Origin of the sequence: Hymenobacter sp. H14-R3 (genome assembly GCF_030063445.1) — a bacterium.
In the GTDB taxonomy this organism is placed as follows: domain Bacteria; phylum Bacteroidota; class Bacteroidia; order Cytophagales; family Hymenobacteraceae; genus Hymenobacter.
Genome location: NZ_JASITD010000031.1, coordinates 1 through 21,275 on the forward strand (window position 1 = coordinate 1; position 21,275 = coordinate 21,275).

Consider the following 21,275-nt stretch of genomic DNA (forward strand, 5'->3'; position numbering starts at 1 on the left):
TCTGCGCCCACACGTGCGCCTGGCCAAACTGCGTCGAAATACTCATACCCGAAAGCTACTGCCAGCACCCAAAAAAAGCGCTGGCCGGGAGGCCAACGCTTTTCTGAGTTTTGGGTAAGGACAAGGCTATGAATGCCAGGGCCTTTTTGTTAACTATCCAGTTCATCAAGCCGGTCTATTTCGGCTTGCTTCATGGCCTCGTCCACGTGCACGTACTTCATCGTCATGCTGAGCTTCTTGTGGCCGAGTAGCTTCTGGAGCACCTCAACCTTGCCCCCGCGCCGGATGAAGTTGGTGGCGAAGGTTTCCCGGCCGATGTGGTGGTGCAGCTTCGTCTCGATGCGCAGGTTGGTGCCGATGATGCCCAGCTGCCGGTTGGTGTACTGGTCGGAGTAAATCCGGAAGCCCTCGCACTCGTTTTCGGTCTGGCTGTCGGTGAGATAGCGCAATGCCCGCTTCGTGATAGGCAAGAGCAAGTCCTTCTCATCGTAGCGGTAGGTTTTGTGCGGCTGGAGCACCATCTGCTGGCCCACCACCTTCACGCTGGCCATCTGCTTCAGGTCGCCCAGACGCAGGCCGCAATGGCAGCTAAACAAGAACTTCTGGAGCATGTGCCGGTGGGTCGACCCAACGTCCAGGCGGTTGTAATGCTCCTCCAACTTGGCCAGCTCGGCTTCGGTGAGAGCCTTCCACTGGCCGGCCACCGTGCTGTTCACAAAATATTCGTAGGGGTCCTCGAAGGTGATTTTATCACGGCGCGCCAGCTCCAGGTAGGCTTTCACGTTGCGGTGCCGGCCCGACCGCGTGTTCTGGCAACTCTCGCACGCTGTTTTCAGCCAGGCGTCGAAGTCATGTGAGAGCTTGTGGGTGAGGTCGCAGAAAGGCAGCACGCTATCGGCCGGGCTGCTGCCGGGGGCCGGCGCGGGCTTCTTGCCTAGGTTGCTGCGGGTGGGGCGCTTACCGTAGGCGATGAACTCGCGCAGCTTGTTCAGCGTGGAGTGGTGGCTCTTGTGGGTGTTCTGGGTGATTTGCCCGCGGCGGTACCGCTCGTCGGCGCGGGCGCCCATGTAAACCAAAAAGTCCTCCTTTGACGCGCCGGTATTGTACTCGCGCAGAAACTCGTCGGCCGTGAGGTGCCGATTGCTCAGGCGGTAGCGGATAGCGATTTCGTTGGCCGTGCCCAGGGCCTGGCCTATGAGCAGGTTGTGGTCGGCCGCTTTCTTGCCCGCCTCCGGCCCGAGCGCGCCCAGCTGCTCCAGCGCCTCCGGAGAGCGGCGCGCTGCCGGCAGCTTAGCTAGGCACTTGCCGAGTTCTTTTTCCCAGAGTACCTCGGGCCAAGCAAACCCGAGCGGAATGTTCATCACCTTCCGATTCAAAATAACTTGCAGCCGCACCGTATTGAGGCCATTTTTTTGGGCTGGCGTGCGCAGGCAAACTGTTGCTGAAAAATTCACGTGGTAAACAGATGGTAAACACCAAATGGAAAAACCCCCTAGAAAAACCTTGTTTGCTACGTGCAAACGGGGTTTTTCTAGGGGGTTTGTGAGGCAAAATGCCTCAAAGTACCAGAGACGGGACTCGAACCCGTAAGCCACTGAAGGCAAGTGAGTTTAAGTCACTCGTGTATACCATTCCACCACTCCGGCTCAACGTTTTAGCTGGTTTTTGCCACGATAGTTTTCGGTTTGTGCATGGCAGTTCGGGCAAAGTAAGTGCAAGTTACTAATGCGGTGGTCATTATTAATACCATTGACATGATGAAGCTCTAACGCAATAGGCTGGCCGCATCATTCTACTAGAGCGTGAGGACAATTACCTTTGCCTAGCTTCAGGTTATATCAAATAAGTTAAGCATTAAATTATATGCGCCGTCATGAAATAACCGACCGCCAATGGGAGGCCGTATCCCCGCTCTTATCCGGTAAAGCCACCGATTGCGGCGTAACGGCCAAAGATAACCGCCTGTTTTTCAACGCTATCATTTGGATAATGCGGACCGGCTGCCCCTGGGCCGACCTGCCCGAGCGTTTCGGCAAGGCTAATTCGGTCTGCCGCCGCTTCCGCCGGCTGGCCCAAAAAGGTGTGTGGGAACGCGCCTTTTTGGCCTTGCAAGCGCCGGAATTGGAATGGGTCATGCTCGATTCGACCGTCGTGCGGGCGCACCAGCATTCGGCCGGCCAAAAAAAAGTGACCCCGAAACCGAGTGCCTTGGCCGCAGCCGCGGGGGTATCGGCACCAAGATTCACGCCTGCACCGAGGCTTTAGGCAACGCCGTGCGCCTGATTGCCACCGGCGGACAGGCCGGCGACTGCCCGCAAACCCAGCTCCTGCTGGCTGGCCTGCAACCGGGCAAGGTGGTGGCCGATACCGCCTATGACAGCGATGAAAACCGCGCTTACTGTGCCCAGCACCACATCGAAGCCGTTATTCCCAGCCACCCCAATCGGGTGAAACCCCTCGATATGGACGCGGAAACCTATCGGGACCGCAACAAAATCGAGCGCTTTTTCGGCCGCCTTAAGCAGTACCGGCGCTTAGCCACACGCTACGAAAAAACCGTCGTTTCTTTCCTGGCCTTCTGGCACATTGGGGCAATGTTAGATTGGCTTAGATAAATAAACTTGACTCTAATTGTCCTCACGCTCTAGACCGCAATGCTCACACTGATACTTTTTCCAACCTTCTTTCAGCAGTCGGCCCCGCAATCCATAGGTGAATGCATAGTAAGAGTTCTCAACCAATATTTCCTCCAACGTGGATTTTCGCCTAAAGGCTTTGTACCGCGCACCCTGGTTCCATCCCTGGCCCGTAAAGTGACCCGTGTTGAGCCCTATCTGCTTGATACGGTTGTGCGCCGTTTTGTAGTTGCCGCCCGCCGGCACCAGCCCGATGCGGCTCAGCACCTGCTGCACCGATAAGCTCTCAGCTACTGCCTACCGAAACTATTCATCCGTGCTCAGGCACTTGCGAGTGACCGCCATTGGGATAGGTGCAAAATAAAGAACGCCACCCGAGGGTGGCGTTTAAAATCTGGAGCGGGAGACGAGGTTCGAACTCGCGACCTCGACCTTGGCAAGGTCGCGCTCTACCAACTGAGCTACTCTCGCTTGATGTTTTCGCTGCTGTTGCGGCGAATGGTGGTACAAAGGTAGACAAAAGTGCCAAACAAGCAAGTGGCAGGGCTTATTATTTCCGTTATTGATACGTTGTTGCTTCATTTTCAAGGGGAAAAAGTTTTTACTTCCTCTTTAATCAGGTAATTGTGAAGTTTTTTTTGGGTCGCAAAATCCAGCGATGATAGTGGGGCCGTAGGTGGGTCAGGTTTAAACCACTCCTTTTTTTCTTTATTTTCTTCTCTCACATGAAATTCTCGTTTGCAACCCTCGCCATTGTAGCATTGCTTGGCACGGCCGGCGTTCAATCGGCTTCGGCCCAAAAGGCTAAGACGGTGATGGTGGGCGGTGCCCCGATGTACCCCACGAAAAACATCATCGAAAACGCCGTTAATTCGAAAGACCACACCACGCTGGTGGCCGCCGTAAAGGCAGCCGGCCTTGTAGAAACTTTGTCGGGCCCCGGGCCTTTCACCGTGTTTGCCCCTACCAATGAGGCATTTAACGCCCTGCCCGCCGGCACGGTAGAAACCCTGGTGAAGCCGGAGAACAAGGAAACCCTCACCAAAATCCTGACCTACCACGTAGTGGCGGGCAAAATGACTGCTTCCGACCTGATGAAAGCTATTAAGGCTGGTGGCGGCAAGGCTACCCTCACGACTGTGCAGGGCGAAACCCTCACGGCCATGATGAAGGGCTCAAAAGGTATTGAACTGAAGGACGAAAAAGGCGGTATTGCCACCGTTACGATTGCCGATGTGATGCAGAGCAACGGCGTAATTCACGTAGTGAACAAGGTGCTGATGCCCTAGTTGGCAACTCAATGCTGAATAGTAATAAAGCCGGCCATCTCTCAGGAGGTAGCCGGCTTTATTATGGCCCAGCGGTACTATATTGGGACCCCCTACTCCGTATTTGCTCTCTTTTCCCGCCCACTCTATGTTTCTTTCTACTCGTTCTTATTTTTATACTTTTTGGTTATTAGTGTTCTGGCTAGCGGTGCCTAAGACTAGCTGGGCCCAGCGGCTGCGCGAAACAAAGTTTGAGAAAGGTATGCTCGATAAGGGGCAGAAAACCGGCACCTGGGAATACTATGGCTACACGCCATCGGGCGAGAAGGTAGTGGTGCAGCGCTATAACTACGATACGCGCCGACTAGCCTATTTCCGGCCGGGGCCCGACGTGATGTGTCACACCGAGGTGAGCCCCGGCAAGTGGAGCTACGTGCGCCTCGACCAGCCACCCATTTTTATTGGCAGCGATGTGGCCCTGGCCGAATACACCTCGCGGCTCGTGTACCCGCCCAGGGCTCAGGAGCAAAATATTCAGGGTAAGGTGCTGGTAGCTTTTCTGATAGATACGCTAGGTAATATCAGCGGCCACCGCTTGGTGCAGCGTATTGGGGGCGGCTGCGACGAGGAGGCTCTGCGCGTGGCCCGCACCGTACCCGCGCAGTGGGTGCCCGCACGCCTGGGCAGCCGGGCCGTAGCCGTGGAGTATGAGTTGCCGCTCAATTTTCGGCTCTCGCAACCCTAAGGCCGGCGGCGGCCGTATTTTGGCCCTATGAAAACTATGTTGTGGGGTCCACTGGCTGGCTTGGGGTGCGTGTTGCTACTAACGGGCTGCGACTCGACGCCGCGTGAGCGGCAGGAAATAGCGCGCCAGGAAATAGCTAAGCTCGATACGGCCGCTCGCAACTCGGGCCGCACCCTGAGCCGGCTGGGCCACCAAACCGCCACCTTCGATGCCGCCAACCGCGCCCGCCGCGCCGTGCCGCTCGACGCCAAAAAGCAAAAAATAGTGGACCAGCAACTGCTGGGCAGCTACGCCGACCGCATCGGTAGCCTCACGGTGGCTACCATTGCGGGGGCCTACGGCGAGCTGCTGCGCGCCACCCGCGTGCGCCAAACCGGCTGGGAGGCCCGCGACTGGGACTATGCCCAGGATACTTACCGCCGCCTCAATGCCCAGTTGGCGCGCATCCGCATAGACCTGCCCGCGCGCGACGAACTGCGCATCCGGGCCTGGCAGGCCGAGTTCACGGCCCTGCGCGCCAAGCGCACAGCCGCCGACCTGCGCACGGCTACCAAAAAGTAATTGTTGGGTCATAGCTGTTATATAGGGCCGGCTCGCCGGGCCCTGCGCCCGAGCACTCACCCCACGCGCCGCCCGCTGCCATGCCCCCCGAATCAACCCCTCCCAAGTCGGAGAATATTATTGTGTTCGACTCGTACTACGAGCCGCTGGCGGCGCACCTGGCCCGCACCAAGCTGGAGGCGGCGGGCATTCCGTGCTTCCTGACCAATGAGAACCTGGTGTCACTCAACCGCATGTATAGCCCGGTAGCGGGCGGCGTGCGGCTGCACATCTACCAGCGCGACGCGCAGCAGGTGGCCGATGTGCTGCGCGAGCCGGCCGTGATGCAAGCCTCGCGCGGGGGCCAGGCTGAGCCCGAGGCCATCACTCCGGATACGCTCACTTGCCCGCGCTGCGGCTCGCACGAGGTCACGTATGACGCGGCGGCCCAGCCCGGCGCGGTCAACTGGTTTGTGGCGCTGCTGTCGCGGCTGCGGCGCTACCCGCTGCAAGGGCGCGCCTACCACTGCTTTCACTGCGGGCTGAATTTTTAGCCCGCAGGGGCAGGTCGCTAACCTTTTGCCTGGTACCCGGCTTCTAACCGGCATGGAAAAACATGTAAAGAAAGTAGCGCTCATTACGGGAGCCAATAAAGGGCTGGGCCTCGAAATAGCGCGCCAGCTGGGCCAGCAGGGCCTGGCGGTGGTGCTGGCCGCCCGCCACGGCAAGGCCAATGCGCCGGCCGCCGAGCTGCGCGCCCAGGGCCTCGACGCCCGCGCTGTGGAACTCGACGTGACCAATGCCGCCGACATTGCGGCGCTGCCTACCTTTTTGGAAGAGCATTTTGGGCGGCTCGATGTGCTGGTGAACAACGCTGGGGTGCAGCTCGATACTGGTTTTGACGTGAGCCCCGACACGCTGCGCCAAACCTACGAAGCCAATGTCGTGGGCCCCTACGCCATTACGCAGGCGCTGCTGCCGCTACTGCGGCAGGCTCCGGCGGGCCGCATCGTGAACCAGAGCAGCATTTTGGGCTCGCTCACGGCCATCAGTCAGGGGCAAGGTGGCAGCTGGGCCACGCCGGGCTACACCTCCTCCAAAGCCGCGCTGAATATGCTGACCGTGGTGCTGGCGCAGCACCTGGCCGGCACCAGCATTAAGGTGAATGCCGCCCATCCCGGCTGGGTACAAACGGACCTGGGCGGCGCCGAGGCCCCCCTTAGCGTGGCCGAAGGTGCCCAGACTGCCGTGCGCCTGGCCCTGCTGCCCGCCGATGGCCCCACGGGCGGCTACTTTCACAACGCCGAGCACCTGCCCTGGTAGGCAACAGCCAGTCAGCAACTTGTCGCTTTCAAAAGCCATCTTTGCCGCATGAAACGGCTGAGATGGCTTTTTTGCGCGGGGCTGCTGGCAGCCCTACCGGGCGGCGCGCCGGCGCAGGCCCTGGTGGGCGATGGCCTGCAAGGCGCATACTATGATGGCCGCGACTTTGGCACGCGCGTGCTCACCCGCCGCGATGCTACCATTGACTTCGACTGGCACAACGAAAACCCGGTGCCGGGCCTGCCGCCCGCCGACTTTTCGGTGCGCTGGACGGGCTGGCTAGTGCCGCCGGTCAGCGGCCACTACGTGCTGCACCTCACCGTGGACGACGGTATGCGCGTCTGGCTCGACGGGCGCCAGCTGCTGAACGAGTGGCGCGGCCAGTCGCTCAGCTTCTACACCGTGCCCCTCGACCTAAAGGCCGGGCAGGCCTACGCCCTGCGCATCGACTACTGCCAGTATGCCTGGAGCACGCGGGCGCTACTGGCCTGGGAGCGGCCCGACCAGCCCGCCCCGGCGGCATCGGGGCGCAACCTATGGGGGGCAATGCAGGACGAAGTGCCCCCGGCAGTTATTCCGGCGCGCTATTTATTCAGCCGCAACCCCGTGCCTACCGTGGTGCCCGTGCCAAACGTAGTGGTACCCGCGCCCAAGCGCACCCCGGAGACCGCGCTGGCGCAAAGAGTGGCTGCCGTACCAGTGCGGCGGGCCCGCCCCCGGCCGGCTCCGCGGGCCGCGCCGCGCGAAACGGGCAACCTGGCCGCCGTGGCTACCCAACTAGCAGCCGGCAAAGCAGTTACGCTACGAGCCCTTTATTTTGAGCAGGGCAAAGCTTACTTGCCGGCCCCCGTGCAGGCTACCCTCGACACCCTGGCTACGGCCTTGGCCCGCCGCCCCAGCCTGCGCCTCGAAGTGCAGGGCCACACCGATAACCAGGGCGACTCAACTCTCAACTACCAGCTGTCGCGGCGGCGGGCCGAGGCGGTGTGCCAGTACCTGGCCGCGCACGGCGTGGCCGCCGACCGCCTGCGGGCCGTGGGCTACGGTGGCCGGCAGCCCGTGGCCGACAACAACCAGCCGGCCCTGCGCCCCCGCAACCGCCGCGTGGTGCTGCAACCGCTTGTTCATAAATAACTTTAATACAATTACTTACCTAGTCACTACTTGGCGCTTGCTGGTTCGGCGGGGCGAGCGGGTGGGGGCCACGGCGCGGCGCACGGTTACGGGCACGGGGACTTTGGCCAGGTGCGAGTAGGCGAGCAACCAGTCGCGCAGGTAGTCGAGGCCTTCGGGTGAGAAGGTGGCTTGGCGCTCGCCGGCCACGATGGGCCACTGCGCGGCATCGGGCTGAAACCAGTGGTTGACGCCCGCCAGGCGGTGCGCCTGCACGGGCTGCTTCGACTGCCGCAACCCCTTCTGCAACAGCGACATGTTGCGGCCGGCCGCCACTTGCAGGTCGGCCGTGCCGTTGAGCAGCAGCACGGGGCACTGCACTTGGGGCAGGCGCAGCGCGGGGTCAAAATCGAGGTAGTAGCGCGCCCAGGGCGAGGTGAGCTGCACGGCGCGGGCGCGGGCCATGGGCTCGTCGAGGGCCGTGTTGCTGCTGCGTAGCAGCGTCACGATTTTGGCGCGCGAAGCAGCCACGTTGGGCGTTTGGCGCACGGCCTCCACCAGCTGGTCGTAGAGGCCCTGGGCGGCTCTTATCTGGCTGCCATCGGCCCCGATGAGGCGCATTATCTCCAGCTGCTGGCGGCGTAGTACCTCGCGGCCCGATTGGCCATAGCCGGCCAGCGATATGACAAAGGCGGGTGCATTGGGCTCGGTAGCGGCCAGCAGGGCCACGTTGGCTCCTTCGCCGTGGCCCAGCAGGCCCACCTGCTGGGGCGCAATGAGCGGCTGGCTGCGCAAAAAAGCCAGCGCCGCCTGGCCATCGGTTACGAAGCTGGCGGTGGTGGCGCGGGTGTAGTCGCCGCCCGATTTGCCCACCCCACGGTCGTCGAAGCGCAGCACGGCCACGCCGTGCCGGGTGAGGTAGTCGGCCAGCAGCCCAAACAGGTGGTAGCCCTGCACCTCCGATTCGCGGTCCTGCGGGCCCGCGTCGGAGAGCAGGGCCACGGCCGCAAACGGGCCTTCGCCGCTGGGGATGGTAAGCGTGCCGCTGAGCTTCACCTTGGCCGTGGGGTTGAAAAACGTGACGGCCGACTCGCGGTAGGGCGGCGTGAGGCGCAGCTTTTGGGTGGCCTGGGCGGCGGCCGGAGCCACGCGGCGCGCCAGCGTGAGCGGGGCCGTGAGGCCCACCTGCTGCCAGGTGCCCACCAGCTGGTTGCCGCCCGCCAGCACCTTGCCCTCGAAGTGGCTACCGGCCTGCTCAATGCGCAGCACCAGGTTATCGTCTTTTACCTCCACCTCCACGGGCATGCGGTTGATGTGCTGCTGGGGCACATCCAGGGCGGCGTAGTAGGTGCCGTCGCTGAGCGGCACAATCGTAACAAGCAGTGTGAGCATGCCGCCGGGCACCTTCAGCGGCCCCTGCCACTGGCCACTGAGCCGGGGCGGGTCGCTGGCCACCAAGGCCCGGCCAGCCCCTAACGCAGCTAGGTTAGGGGTAATAAGTATTATCAGGAAAAGTAATAATTTCTGCATAAAACGTAATTCTGCGAAGACCCTAAAATGTGGCTTACGCAACACTGCGCAAAATACCGGCCACCGCGTACTCAGCGGCTTGCCCAACGCGCCGGGCGAGCGCTTCCCACAGTTAATAGTGTGATTTATTTTATTAGCAGTCAATAACTTATTTACCTTCCATTGCTTAGCTAATAAACTACTGCTAGTAATGCGACTAGCCGCCGGGGCTGGTTTTTACGTAATCATAAGAGACCTTTTCCTAGTTCTTAGTTACTCCGCTATGCCAACCAAGAAGCCCGCCGCCCCGGCTGCCCCCAAGCGCCCCACCGCCAAAGACATGAAGGAGCACGCCCAAAAGCTGCCCTACCCCGCCAAGCAGGCCGACATGAAGTTTCAGCCCCAAAGCAGCCTGGCCGCCTACCGCGCTGCCGGCAAGCTCGAAGGCAAGGTGGCCCTCATCACCGGGGCCGACTCGGGTATTGGGCGGGCCGTGGCCATTGCCTTTGCCAAGGAAGGGGCCGACGTGGCTATCTTATTCAATGAAAACCACGAAGATGCGCAAGAAACCAAGCGCCTCGTGGAGCTGGAAGACCGCAAGTGCCAAGTATTGCAACTCGATGTGCGCGACCGCGAGCAGGCGTTTCAGGCCGTGCGGCTGGTGCGCCAGGAGCTGGGCGGCCTGAACATATTGGTTAATAACGCCGCCTTCCAGATGGCGCAGGAGAAGTTTGAGGACATCCCGGAGGCCCAGATTCGGCGCACGTTCGACACCAATATTTTGGGGTATATGTGGATGGCGCAGGCTGCCATTCCGCACTTGCAAAGCGGCGACTGCATCATTAATACGGGTAGCATCGTGGGCATTGTGGGCATTCCGCTGCTCGTGGATTATGCCTGCACCAAGGCTGGTATTCACGCCCTTACCAAGTCGCTGGCCCTATACCTGGGCGAGCGCAACATCCGGGTGAACTGCGTGGTGCCCGGCCCCGTCTGGACGCCCAACATCCCCGGCACCATGCCGATGGATGAAATCGTTAAGTTTGGCCACGAGGTGGCGCTCAAGCGCCCCGGCCAGCCCGAGGAAATTGCCCCCGCCTACGTGCTGCTGGCCTCGCAGGACGGCTCGTTTATGACCGGCTCGCTGCTGCACGTAACCGGCGGCAAGCTCAGCAGCGACGAGTAAACATCTAGGCCCTTTACCCGTTGAGAATTAGCCCCGCCAGCAGGCCCCGGCTTGCTGGTGGCACGCCCATTTATATTCCCGTATGACTTCTCAGGACCTGCTGCCCTCGGCGCACGTATCGGCCGCCACCCGCGCCGCCCTCACCCAACGCCTGGCCGAAACCGGCGCGGCTTATACGCCCCAGTTTCTGGCCCCCGAAACCTTTCGGCTGCTCGAAGCCGTGGCCGCCCGGCTGTTTCCACAGCCCGAGCGCCCGGTGCCCATTCCGCTGGCCCCATCCGTAGACCAGCGCCTGGCCGAAGGCCGGGCCGATGGCTGGCGCTACGACGCCCTGCCCCCCGACCGCGAGGCCTACCGCCTGGGCCTGGGTGGCATTCAGGAAATAGCCCAGGCGTTGTTTCAGGCTGATTTTGAGCAGCTTGAGACAGGCCAGCAGGACGACGTTATCAAGGCCTTGGCCAGCGGCACCCCGCCCGGCGCGGTGTGGCAGGAGCTGCCGGCCGACCGGTTTTTTGAGGAAATGCTGGCCGAAATCACCGAAATCTACTACGCCCACCCCTGGGCTCAGGACGAGATTGGCTACACTGGCTACGCCGACCTACCCGCCTGGACCAAAATAGGCCTCAATGAAAAAGAGCCGCGCGAAAGCCCGGTAGAATAAGCTTTAGCTTGCCGGGTTAGTGCCTGGCAATCAACTGCTTTTGTTTGATTTTGAAATTTAATACGGCAAGCTAAAGCTTACCCTACCCTACGTTTATGCCCGACGAAGAAATTGCCGAGGAAGGCTTGCTGACACCCACCGAGCCCGCCATTCAGGACCCGCTGTTGCGCGAGCTACTTGCCGAAAACGATATTCCCCTCACGGCCGAAACGCCCCGTGAAAGACCCCAGCCCACGCCCGCACCCACCGAAACCGTGGACTGCATCGTTATCGGCCTGGGCGCGGGGGGCGCGCCGCTGCTGGCCCGCTTGGCGCAGGCCGGCCTGAAGGTGGTGGCCCTGGAGGCCGGCCCCTGGCACAACCCCGAAAAAGACTTTGCCACCGACGAGCGTGCCCAGGACTTTCTGTTTTGGAATGACGAGCGGCTGGCGGCCGGCGGCGACCCGCTGGCCATGGGCAAAAACAACTCGGGCACCGGCGTAGGCGGCTCGACGCTGCACTACACCGCCTACACGCCCCGCCCACTGCCCGACGACCTGCACATCAAATCCGACTTTGGGGTGGGTGAAGACTGGCCGCTGACCTACGACGACCTGGCCCCGTACTACTCAGAGATAGAGCGCTTTATCGGCGTATCGGGCCCCACGCCCTACCCCTGGGGGCCGGCGCGCGCCACGGGCTACCCCATGGCCCCGCTGCCCCTCAACAGCGCCGCCCAGCTGATGGTGCGCGGCGCCGAGAAGGTGGGTATTCGCACCTCACCGGCGCCCAATGCGGCGCTGTCGGCGCGCTACTTCCAGGAGGGTGTGGGCTGGCGCGAGGCCTGTACTAACCGTGGCTTTTGCCAGGCCGGCTGCTCCAACGGGGCCAAGTCAAGCATGGACGTCACGTTTATTCCGCTGGCCGTGAAGCATGGGGCCGACATCCGGCCCAACAGCTACGTAACCGAGATTGAGCGCAACGAGCGCGGCCACATATCGGCGGTAGTGTACACCCAGAATGGCCAGACGCACCGCTTGGCCTGCAAGAACCTGTTTTTGTGCGGCGGCTCGGTCGAGACGCCGCGCATTCTGCTGCTCAATGAGTTGGCGCTGAGCAGCGGGCAGGTGGGCCGCAACCTCATGGCGCACCCCGGCCTGCAAGTGTGGGGCACCTTCCCCGAGGAAGTACGGCCCAATAAGGGCATTCCCGGCGGCCTCATCTCGCAGGACACGCACCGGCCCAAAGATGCCGACTTTGCGGGTGGCTACCTGCTGCAAAGCATTGGCGTGATGCCAGTTACGTTTTCGGGCCAGGTGGCGCGGGGCCGCAAGATGTGGGGCCAGCCCCTGCGCGACTATATGCGGCAGTTCAACCACATTGCGGGCATCAATATCCTCGGTGATTGCCTGCCCCACGCCAGCAACTACCTGGAGCTCAGCGAGGAGCTCGATGGCAAGCAGCTGCAAAAGCCACGCCTGCACTTCACGGCCCAGGAAAACGAGCACCGCATGAACGCGCACGCCGAGAAGATGATGCGCGACATTTGGGCCGCCGCCGGGGCCACCGATATCTGGTCGTTTCAGCGCTATGCCCACGTAATTGGCACGGCCCGCATGGGCCTGAGCGGCGACGATGCCGTGGTGAACCGCGATGGCCGGGCCTTTGATGTACCCAATCTCTACATCTGCGATAACTCGGTGTTTCCGAGCGCATTGAGCGTTAACCCGGCGCTGACCATCATGGCCTTGAGCCTGCGCACGGCCGACAAGTTTTTAGAGAGCGTGCAGTAAGCTTTGGCTTGCCGTTATATTGCTGATTATTAATTTTTTACGACAAGCTGAAGCTTACCGCACACTACCATGAAATCCTTTCTCACCGAAATTAAGAAGAACTTCGGTAGCGGCAACTACGAGGGCGACCAGTTTGGGGGCGCGCGCGGGCACAACGGCAACGGCCTGCCCACGGGCTTGCCCAACAACTTCATGTTTGCCACCGGCATCGAGTGCAGCTACCCTACCATCGACCAGGGTAAAACCCGCCGCGATATGCTGGCCGAGTGCGACCACTACAACCGCTACAAGGAAGACCTGGGCCTGGTGAAAGACATGGGCCTCAAGGTGTTGCGCTACGGCCTGCCGTACTACAGCATTCAAAAAGCGCCCGGCAAGTACGACTGGGAATTTGCCGACCTGGCCATGGCCGAGATGCAGCGCCTGGGCATCACGCCCATTCTGGACTTGATGCACTTTGGCGTGCCCGACTGGGTAGGCAATTTTCAGAACCCGGAGCTGCCGGTATTTTTTGCCGAGTACTGCGAGGAAGTGGCCAAGCGCTACCCCTGGGTGCGCTACTACACGCCGGTAAACGAGATTTACGTAACGGCCAAAATGAGCGCCAAAGACGGCCTCTGGAACGAGCAGCTGAAGTCGGATAAGGGCTTCGTAACGGCGCTCAAGCACACGGTGGCGGCCAGCATTATGGGCACCCAGAAAATTGCCAAGCACCGCCCCGACTGCATTATTGTGCAGAGCGAGTCGGCCGAGTTTACGCACGAGCTGCGCGCCGAGCGCACGCCCGCCGTGCAGCTCGAAAACCTGCTGCGCTTCACATCGCTCGATTTGCTGTACGCGCATCATCCCGAGGGCGAAGTAGTTAACTACTTGTACGACAATGGGATGACCCGCAAGGAGTACGATTGGTTTATGGCCGGCGAGCCTCCCGGATACCAGGTAATGGGCAACGACTATTACGGCCGCAACGAGAAAATAGTGCTGCCGAATGGGGATATCCAAACCAGTATCGACGTGCTTGGCTGGGCCACCATTACCCACGATTATTACCAGCGTTACAAAAAGCCGGTGATGCACACCGAAACCAACGTGTTTGAGGCCAGCGAGGCCCCTTCTTGGTTGTGGAAGCAGTGGGTGCACATCTTGCGCCTGCGCAAGGAAGGCGTACCGGTATTGGGCTTCACGTGGTACTCGCTCATCGACCAGATTGACTGGGAAACCGGCCTGGCCGAGAAAAAGGGTACCGTGAACGCCTGCGGTCTCTTCGACCTCGACCGCAAACCCCGCGCGGTGGCCGAGGCCTATAAAATGCTGTTGCAGGAATATGGCCAGATTACCATTGTGCCCCACGGCGAGCTGTTTGAGGTAACCACCCGGCCGGCCACGCTCAAGGTAGAAGTGTAAGCGCCGGGCCGCCCCGTATTTTTGCGGCCATGGCGTTACTCAATTTGCCGGTGCCGCGCGCGGATGGGCCGTGGCTGGCGCGCTACCACGGCTGGCTGCTGCTGGTGTGGTGGGCCGTGGTGCAAGCCGCCTGCTGGCACTATTACCAGGGCCCGCGCCTCTTCGGCGACGGGGCGGGCTACCTGGACTACGCCCGGCACCTGGCCGAAACCAACACGTTTGCCAGCGGGCGCCATTTGCGCTACGTGGGCTATTCCACCTTTCTGAGCGTGTTTCTAAAGCTCGGGCTTGGGATGCTGGCAATGGGGCTGGCGCAGGTAGCATTGTCGGGGCTGGCGGCGTGCGCGTTCTACGCCACTGCCAAGCGCTTGTGCGGGGGCTACTGGCCTGCGGCGGCGCTCGCCACCCTGCTGTTCGTGAGCTGGCCCGAAGTGCAGGCGTTCAACGCCTTCATCCTTACCGAGTCGCTGTTTACCAGCCTGCTACTATTCGCGCTGTGGGCGCTGGTGCGGGTGCGGGGTGCGGGCAGCCTGGGGCTGGCCGTGCTGCTGCTGGGCCTCACCTCTCTGGTGCGCCCCAACGGATTTATTGCCCTGCTGGCAGCCGTACTCGCGGGCCTGGCCTGGCTGCACCAGGCAGGCTGGCCAGGCCGCACGCGCTGGGTGGGCCTGCTGCTGCTGCTGCTGGCCCCCGTGGGCTGGCTAGCCATTGACTGGCTGCTGGGCTCTATTTCCGTCACCGATGGCATGGCTAGGGGCGTGGTTATTTGTAATTACCCACCCTCGGCGCTGCCACCGCCGGCCACATTGCGCCTACCCGCGCCAGCCCTGTCGGCACTGGCGCAGCTGGGGTGGTTTGTGGTGCACAACTTCCGCTACTTCAGCCAGGTGGCCGTGTTGCGATTAGTTTATTTTTTGGGGTTTCCCAAGCCCTGGCATTCGGTGGCGCACATGGCGTGGGCGGGGCTGTGGCTACCGCTCATTTATGGGCTGGCCAGCCGGGGTATGGGGCAGCGCCTGGCTAGCTTACCCATTCGCATCTACCTGGCTGCTTGCTTATTACTTCAAATGGCTGCGACCATGCTCACCTTCGAGGACTGGGACGTGCGCTTCTCGGGACCACTGCTGCCCTACTGGCTACTGCTGGCCACCTTGGGGGCGTATTCCTTGCTGCAACGACGGCAAATACGCCGGCCAAACAGGCGTGTTGTGGCCGCTTAATTTAAGTACGCGGGCGCGTAACGGAACTAGTTGCTGCCTGCCTCACCTTGCGTAACTTGCGAACGTGTATCTGCTACTCAAGACCTTCGTATCGCGCTAATTTTATGAAATTTACCGTTTCGCTACTGCTGCTTGGTCTGCTACTGACCGGTCGGCTTGCGGTGGCCCAACGAATTGTCATCACCGGGCAGGTTATCGAGGCCGCGTCGGGCGAGCCCATCCCGTTTGCGTCCATTTTCGTTCCCAAAACCAGCACTGGCGTAACAGCCGACGTGGAAGGCCGCTTCAAGCTGGCCCTGGCCGACGCGCCCGATTCGCTGGCCGTGTCGGCGCTGGGCTTTTTGATGCAGCGTAAAAAGCTTACTGCCGCCGCCCAGCAAACCCTGCTGTTCCGCCTCAAAAAAGGCGGCGGGGTGGCGTTAGCTGAAGTATTCGTGTCGTCGCGGCAGCCCGAAAACCCCGCTTTCCGCATTCTGCGCGAGGTACAGCGCCACAAGCCCGAAAACGAGCGCACCGCCCTCAATTCGTCGCAGTTCGACTCGTACAACCGTATCGAGGTGAGCATGACCGACATTCCGAAGGCCCTGGCCAACCGCAAGGTGGTGAAGGACATCCGGGCGCTGGCTGTGCGCCGGGGCGCGGCTGCCGCCGCCGACCCCGATGCCCCGCTGCCACTGTTTGCCTCGGAGGTGGGCTCCAAGGTGTACCTGAAATACGGCCCGCCCCTGCGCCGCCGCGAGGATATCCTGCACAAGCAGATGCGCGGGGCCGGCCCCCGCGAGGGCTCGGTACTGAGCCAGATGCTAGGCTCCAACTTCCAGAACTTTGACTTCTACCCGAATTGGCAAAACATTCTGGGTAAGGACTTTATCTCGCCTATTTCGTCGGGTGGGCGCATCACCTACGACTACGTGCTGCAAGACTCGGTGCTGGTAGACAACGAGGTGTGCTACAAGCTAGCCGTGGCCCCCAAACGCTCGCACGACCTGGCCTTCACGGGCACCATCTGGATTACCAAGGAAAAGTACGCGCTACGGCGCATTGATGTGATAGCCAGCGAAAAGGCTAACCTCAACTTTGTGAGCGACTTGCGTATTTTTCAGGAGTTGACCCCGCCCTCGGCCGGTCCGGGCCTGCCCATGCGCACCAGGCTGGTGCTGGCCGTGAGCCCCGGCGACAAGCAGGCGGCCATGCGCGTGCGCTTCACCACCGTCAACTCGGGGTTTGTGCGCAACGAGACGCACGAGGGCAGCTTCTACGACCTGCCCATTGTATCGACCGTGATGGACCCCGGCCCCGACAACGCGGCCCCCGGCCTGCTGGGCGGCGCGCTACCGCAAGCCGGTAGCCGCGGCCTGGGCTACTTCGACCAGAACCGCCCCGATACCCTGAGCCTGAGCGAGCGCCAGACGTTTGCCGTGCTCGACTCGGCCCGCGACCTGCCCTCGGTGCGCAGCACCCTCGACTGGATTGACCTGTTCATCAACGGCTACAAGCGTATAGGCGACAACAGCAAGATTGAGATTGGCCCTATTCTTAATACCTTCTCCTTCAACAACTTCGAGGGTAGCCGCCTGCGATTGGGCTTTCGCACTACGCCTTTTTTCAGCCACGACTGGGTGTTGCAGCCCTACGTGGCCTACGGCACCAAGGACAAGCGCTTTAAGTACGGCCTGCGCGGCATTTACATTGCCGAGCGCCGGCACTGGACGGTGTTCAGCGCCGAGTACCGGCATGATGTTGAGCAGTATGCACTGCTCGACAACGACTTCCTGAGCGACAACAACCTGTTTGCGGCGGCCTCGCGCTGGGGGCGCTTTAAGGAGGGCCTGCCCATCATGCGCGACCTGTCGCTGGTGAGCGTGCAGCGCGACTTGTTTCACGGCTTTACCCAAACGGCCACCATTCGCTACCAAAACAGCGTGCCGCAGTTTCGGGTGCAGACGGAGCCCCGGCCGGGCGTGCCCAACCCCGGCGAGATTACGCCCGACCGCCTGCGCCAAACGGAGCTGGTGCTGGAATCGCGCTACGCGCCCGATGAGAACCTGGTGCAGGCCGAAAACCGCCGCCGCGCCATTGGCCTCAAGCGCTGGCCGGTATTCTCGTTTCGCTACACGTTTGGTACGCTCAGCTGGGTTCGGGGTACCAACACCTACAATAAGTACAACCTGCTGGTAACGCACAGCGTGTCGGCGGGCCACTTTGGGCGGCTCAACTACCGCGTGGAGGGCAGCTACATCCCCTCGAAGGTGGTGTACCTGATTTTGAAGACGCCCCTGGGTAACCAAACGCCTTTCTATAACCTCAATTCATTTAACCTGCTCAACTACTTTGAGTTCGTAACCGACCGCTCGGTTTCGTTGCGCCTCGACCATCACTTCGAGGGCATCATCATGAACTCTATTCCGGTGGTGCGGGCCCTGAACTGGCGACTGGTGGCCACGGCCAACGTGCTCTACGGCGGCCTCACCGACGGCAACCAATACTCACCCGTTGACGGGCGAGGCAACCAGATTCTGCTGCCCTCGCTCGACAAGGCCCCCTATATCGAAGCCGGCTACGGCATCGAGAACATCTTCAAGTTTATTCGGGTCGATTTTATTCACCGGGTCACCTACCGCAACGCGACCCCCACCATCCGCAACGGCCCCACGCCCCCCAACTTCGGCATCAAGGTCGGCGCGCAGTTCCGGCTGTAAACGAGTAAATGAGTAAGGGATACCTATCTAGCAAACAGTTAGATAGGTATCCCTTACTCATTTACTCGTTTACTCGTTTACAGCTTACTCACTGCTGCTTGGCTAGCCAGAGCGAGGCGTTTAAGTGCAGGGGGGCGTGGCTGGCGATTTCGGTCCAGCCGGGGTACACGGTGTTGCCGGGGCTGCCGGTGCCATCATCGGCCGGCGACGAGTCGGTAATGACGAAGACGCGGCCCGTGCCGAAGGTGCTGCTGGCGCACATGATGTTGCTGTTGCCCTGCGCCGAGCTACCCTGCCACACGAGCGGTACCGCCTGCGAGCCGCTGGTTTTGGTGATGGTGGCCCCGTTCGAGAACTTGAGCTGCGACACGTTGCCCCGCGCGCCGTGCAGAATAACGTTGGTGCTGCTGGCCAGCACGTTGCTGCTGGTTTCGGAGATGTTGGTGAGCGCAATGCTGTAGCCGAACGGGTTGGCCTGCACCGAGTTGTTGGTCATCAGGTCGTTCCAGATGGCCGGCGAGTCCTGGCCGTCGTTGTTGCGGTCCGACACATCGTGGTCGGAAATCATAAACAGGCCGCCGCCGTTTTTCACGAACGTGAGGATGGCCGTTTTCTCGGCTGCCGAGAACAGGGTGTTGGGCTCATCGACCACAAACACGCTGTAGTTGGCCAGGTCTTGGGGGTTGGCGGCGTTGCCGTAGGTGATGGCCGTGCCCGTGGGCAGGTTCTCCACCGAGTTGCCCAGCTTCACCAGGGCCACGCCCCACGAGGAGAGGCCGGCCGTCCAGTACGTTTCGGGGGTGCTGGCCGTGATGCCCGAGGCGGCCGGCGTGGGGAAGCGCGGCACCGCGCCGCCATCTACGTCGAGCACCCAGTCGGCATTGCCGGCCGTTTCGGCGTGGCTGGCATCAAACAAAAATTTCTTGCCGCTGGCGCTGGGGGGCGGGGTGGTGCCGCCGCCCGTAGTGCCGTAGCTCGCCACGGTAATGTTGTCGATGCTGAGGCGGTTGGTGCTGCCGTCGGTTTTGCGCACTTGCAGGCGCACCGGGCCAGCCACGTTCACACTGAAGGAAGCCGTGCCAAGCGTGGCACTGCTGCTGACGACGGTGCTGCCCACCTTGGCGTAGGATGAGCCGCCGTTGCCAGAAGCCCACAATTCCCAGGTGCTAGTGGCGTCGGTGCCGTAGCGGGCGTGCGCTACGGTCACCACGCCCGCGCCGCCGCCCAGGTCGAAGTTCATGCTGAGTAGGCCGCTGTTGCGCACGCGGGCCGACTGGCTACCCGTGTGGGCGTCGGCCGCGGTGTTGCCAAGCAGGGCATCGGTGAGCGTCCAGGCCCCCGAGCCCAGCGTGACGGTGCCCGTGGTGTAGGAGGCTTTGGTAGCGGTTTCGAAGCCCTCAGGGAAGTTGGGGGCTGAGGCATCCTGGGTGGCGACGGTGGTAGCGGCCGTGGGGCTGGGCGATGGCTCCTGGCGGGCGCAGGCGGCCAGCAGAGCAGCCCCCAGCAGCGGCGCGGCCAGGTAACGGAGAATCTGATTCATGGAAAAGGACTAAGAAGTAGGATATTCGGCAAGTGTGCCGGGGCAAAGCTACTGTGCCTTTTTCCTTTTGACTGATGAAGAATCGATGAAACCAGCCGAATTAATCAATTGTTAACCAAGCTAATAATAGCGATAAAAAAATACCTCTTACTCCCAAAGCAGCAAGAAGTATTTTATACGTTATATATGTAGCCACGAGCAGATTCGAACTGCTATCAAGCGTTTAGGAAACGCCTATTCTATCCCTTGAACTACGCAGCCAAGCCCCAAAGGTACGCTACTGGCGCAGGCCGGGCTACATCTTATACGCCAACACAATGCCAAATGAGAGTGCCGTGAGAATGAGCCCCACCATAAAGATGGAATAGCTCACGCGCAGCAGCTTGTACTTGCGGTCGAGCACCTCACCGAGGTAGTACACATCGGTCACCATGTTGTTGTAGAGGGCATCTTTCTGGCGCATGAGGTCACGCATACCTTCCTGGAAGTGCTGGAGGCTGAGCTTGGTAAACTGCCCGAAAAACAGCAGGTTAACGCGCCGGTTGCTGGCAATCTCGGGGTTTTTCTTCAGCCACTTGAAGCTCGTAACGTCGGGCTGGGCCGAGAGGATGGCGGTGGTAACCGAGCCCAGCGCCGTGATGAGCAGCACGGCCATGGGCACGGCCAGAATAGGGTTGCGGGTGAAGCTGGCGCTGCCCGTAGGCGCTAGTATCGACGACTTAGCGCCCAGGTAAGTAATTATAATAGAAAGGATTACGGCATTGAGCTGAATCATCATGCCCGCCTTTTTATCGGCCATGTCCGAGAGCTTCATGTGGTTGGAATACATGGTGCGAAACATCGTTTCGATGCCGCGCTTGGGCTCGGCCAGGGTGCCGGTTTCCTGCTTGGCTTTCTTCTTGGCCTTTTTGGCGGCTTTTTTGAGGTAGTGGCGCTGGTCTTCGATATTGGCCTTGAGGGCTTTTTTGTAGCGCTCCTTGCCAGCGGCCGACTGGTACTTGTGGGCCAGCATGAAGTTGAGCTGCAGCTCGGCCCAGTCGGGGGTGGTGTAGGACTTATCCAGGGCCAACTCCCACTCGGTGCGGATGAGCTCGGCACGCGAGCGGTAATCATCGGCAGCCAGGTTGCTCATGTCGGCATCGGAGAGCATTTTTTCCAACTCCGTGCTGGCAGGCTCGTTGCGATGCGTGGCCCGTATCATGTTCTTAATCAGCTCAATACGTGCCGGGGCGTAGCCCTTATCTTTTAGCCACGCTTCGGCGCGGGCCATGCTCTTGTACTCGTGGCCATCGTAGGCATCGAGGTAGCCCAGGTCGTGAAACCAGGCGGCGATGAGCAGGGCCTCGGCATCGGGGGCGGGCAGCTGGGCGGCGTCGGCCAGGGCGTGGGCCTGCTTGGCTACGTAGGCGGTGTGGGCCAGGGTGTGGTAGGTGAGGCGCGGGTCGAGGGCCGTGAGCAGGGGCTCAACGAAGGCCTCGGCCTGCTGCACCAGCACCGACACCTCCGATTTGGGGGGCTTGGGCGGCTTGGCGGCGGCCGGCAGTTCGGGCGCGGCAGCAAGGGCTTCGGCAGGCATAGTAGAGGTAGAGGTAGCCATAAGGATGCAAGAAACGGCAAGAAACGGGCCCGATTTTAGCCTACCGCCGCCACCTGCTACGC

Annotated in this window: 18 protein-coding genes, 3 tRNA genes and 1 pseudogene; 13 read left to right on the forward strand and 9 right to left on the reverse strand. The window is 61.3% G+C overall.

Going from position 1 to position 21,275, the window contains the following annotated elements:
- Positions 1-149: 149 nt before the first annotated feature.
- The 3 genes from QMK33_RS20375 to QMK33_RS23675 all read right to left on the reverse strand — a co-directional run bounded on the left by QMK33_RS20375 (position 150) and on the right by QMK33_RS23675 (position 1,775).
- The gene (locus QMK33_RS20375; RefSeq protein ID WP_283566470.1) at positions 150-1,361 is read right to left on the reverse strand and encodes a site-specific integrase; all 1,212 of its coding nucleotides are present in this window, start codon (positions 1,359-1,361) and stop codon (positions 150-152) included.
- Positions 1,362-1,563: 202 nt separating this feature from the next.
- Positions 1,564-1,646: transfer RNA gene (locus QMK33_RS20380), tRNA-Leu, on the reverse strand.
- Positions 1,647-1,775 carry an HNH endonuclease gene (locus tag QMK33_RS23675; protein ID WP_502867081.1) on the reverse strand — a complete coding sequence of 43 codons (129 nt, stop codon included), beginning with the start codon at positions 1,773-1,775 and terminating at the stop codon, positions 1,647-1,649. It lies immediately after the preceding tRNA gene.
- Positions 1,776-1,890: 115 nt separating this feature from the next.
- Between QMK33_RS23675 and QMK33_RS20385 the strand changes: the two are divergent.
- Positions 1,891-2,612: pseudogene (locus QMK33_RS20385) on the forward strand (IS5 family transposase); the annotation flags it as partial.
- Positions 2,613-2,627: 15 nt separating this feature from the next.
- Here the strand turns inward: QMK33_RS20385 and QMK33_RS20390 are convergent.
- Both QMK33_RS20390 and QMK33_RS20395 read right to left on the reverse strand, forming a co-directional pair.
- Positions 2,628-2,912, reverse strand: a complete 285-nt coding sequence (locus QMK33_RS20390) for a hypothetical protein (RefSeq protein WP_283566471.1) — start codon at positions 2,910-2,912, stop codon at positions 2,628-2,630.
- 119 nt (positions 2,913-3,031) lie between these two features.
- A tRNA-Gly gene (locus QMK33_RS20395) sits at positions 3,032-3,107 on the reverse strand.
- 254 nt (positions 3,108-3,361) lie between these two features.
- Here QMK33_RS20395 and QMK33_RS20400 point away from each other — a divergent pair.
- The 6 genes from QMK33_RS20400 (at position 3,362) to QMK33_RS20425 (ending at position 7,646) form a co-directional block, all read left to right on the forward strand.
- Positions 3,362-3,925: a fasciclin domain-containing protein gene (locus tag QMK33_RS20400; RefSeq protein WP_283566472.1), complete on the forward strand. Its 564-nt coding sequence runs from the start codon at positions 3,362-3,364 to the stop codon at positions 3,923-3,925.
- 187 nt (positions 3,926-4,112) lie between these two features.
- Positions 4,113-4,649, forward strand: coding sequence for an energy transducer TonB (locus QMK33_RS20405; protein WP_283566473.1), 537 nt, complete (start codon positions 4,113-4,115; stop codon positions 4,647-4,649).
- Positions 4,650-4,676: 27 nt separating this feature from the next.
- Positions 4,677-5,210, forward strand: coding sequence for a hypothetical protein (locus QMK33_RS20410; RefSeq protein WP_283566474.1), 534 nt, complete (start codon positions 4,677-4,679; stop codon positions 5,208-5,210).
- Between the two features lie 80 nt (positions 5,211-5,290).
- Positions 5,291-5,743 carry a putative signal transducing protein gene (locus QMK33_RS20415; protein WP_283566475.1) on the forward strand — a complete coding sequence of 151 codons (453 nt, stop codon included), beginning with the start codon at positions 5,291-5,293 and terminating at the stop codon, positions 5,741-5,743.
- 52 nt (positions 5,744-5,795) lie between these two features.
- Positions 5,796-6,512: an SDR family oxidoreductase gene (locus QMK33_RS20420; RefSeq protein WP_283566476.1), complete on the forward strand. Its 717-nt coding sequence runs from the start codon at positions 5,796-5,798 to the stop codon at positions 6,510-6,512.
- Positions 6,513-6,560: 48 nt separating this feature from the next.
- Positions 6,561-7,646, forward strand: a complete 1,086-nt coding sequence (locus QMK33_RS20425; RefSeq protein WP_283566477.1) for a PA14 domain-containing protein — start codon at positions 6,561-6,563, stop codon at positions 7,644-7,646.
- A 15-nt stretch (positions 7,647-7,661) separates the two neighbouring features.
- Here QMK33_RS20425 and QMK33_RS20430 read toward each other — a convergent pair whose 3' ends face one another.
- Positions 7,662-9,155, reverse strand: a complete 1,494-nt coding sequence (locus QMK33_RS20430; protein WP_283566478.1) for an alpha/beta hydrolase family protein — start codon at positions 9,153-9,155, stop codon at positions 7,662-7,664.
- 262 nt (positions 9,156-9,417) lie between these two features.
- On the opposite strand from QMK33_RS20430, the gene QMK33_RS20435 reads away from it, so the two are divergent.
- The 6 genes from QMK33_RS20435 to QMK33_RS20460 all read left to right on the forward strand — a co-directional run bounded on the left by QMK33_RS20435 (position 9,418) and on the right by QMK33_RS20460 (position 18,076).
- Positions 9,418-10,320 carry an SDR family oxidoreductase gene (locus QMK33_RS20435; protein ID WP_283566479.1) on the forward strand — a complete coding sequence of 301 codons (903 nt, stop codon included), beginning with the start codon at positions 9,418-9,420 and terminating at the stop codon, positions 10,318-10,320.
- Positions 10,321-10,402: 82 nt separating this feature from the next.
- Positions 10,403-10,981: a gluconate 2-dehydrogenase subunit 3 family protein gene (locus tag QMK33_RS20440; RefSeq protein WP_283566480.1), complete on the forward strand. Its 579-nt coding sequence runs from the start codon at positions 10,403-10,405 to the stop codon at positions 10,979-10,981.
- A gap of 95 nt (positions 10,982-11,076) precedes the next feature.
- Positions 11,077-12,753 (forward strand): GMC family oxidoreductase, encoded by a 1,677-nt coding sequence (locus tag QMK33_RS20445; RefSeq protein ID WP_283566481.1) that lies wholly within the window; start codon positions 11,077-11,079, stop codon positions 12,751-12,753.
- Between the two features lie 69 nt (positions 12,754-12,822).
- Complete coding sequence (locus tag QMK33_RS20450) at positions 12,823-14,157, forward strand: family 1 glycosylhydrolase (protein ID WP_283566482.1); 1,335 nt, start codon at positions 12,823-12,825, stop codon at positions 14,155-14,157.
- A gap of 29 nt (positions 14,158-14,186) precedes the next feature.
- The gene (locus QMK33_RS20455; protein WP_283566483.1) at positions 14,187-15,377 is read left to right on the forward strand and encodes a hypothetical protein; all 1,191 of its coding nucleotides are present in this window, start codon (positions 14,187-14,189) and stop codon (positions 15,375-15,377) included.
- A gap of 104 nt (positions 15,378-15,481) precedes the next feature.
- Positions 15,482-18,076 carry a DUF5686 and carboxypeptidase-like regulatory domain-containing protein gene (locus QMK33_RS20460; protein WP_283566484.1) on the forward strand — a complete coding sequence of 865 codons (2,595 nt, stop codon included), beginning with the start codon at positions 15,482-15,484 and terminating at the stop codon, positions 18,074-18,076.
- Between the two features lie 88 nt (positions 18,077-18,164).
- Here QMK33_RS20460 and QMK33_RS20465 read toward each other — a convergent pair whose 3' ends face one another.
- The 3 genes from QMK33_RS20465 to QMK33_RS20475 form a co-directional block, all read right to left on the reverse strand.
- Positions 18,165-19,616, reverse strand: a complete 1,452-nt coding sequence (locus QMK33_RS20465) for a hydrolase (protein WP_283566485.1) — start codon at positions 19,614-19,616, stop codon at positions 18,165-18,167.
- A gap of 189 nt (positions 19,617-19,805) precedes the next feature.
- A tRNA-Arg gene (locus QMK33_RS20470) sits at positions 19,806-19,877 on the reverse strand.
- Between the two features lie 34 nt (positions 19,878-19,911).
- Positions 19,912-21,213: a Pycsar system effector family protein gene (locus QMK33_RS20475; RefSeq protein ID WP_283566486.1), complete on the reverse strand. Its 1,302-nt coding sequence runs from the start codon at positions 21,211-21,213 to the stop codon at positions 19,912-19,914.
- Positions 21,214-21,275 lie beyond the last annotated feature (62 nt).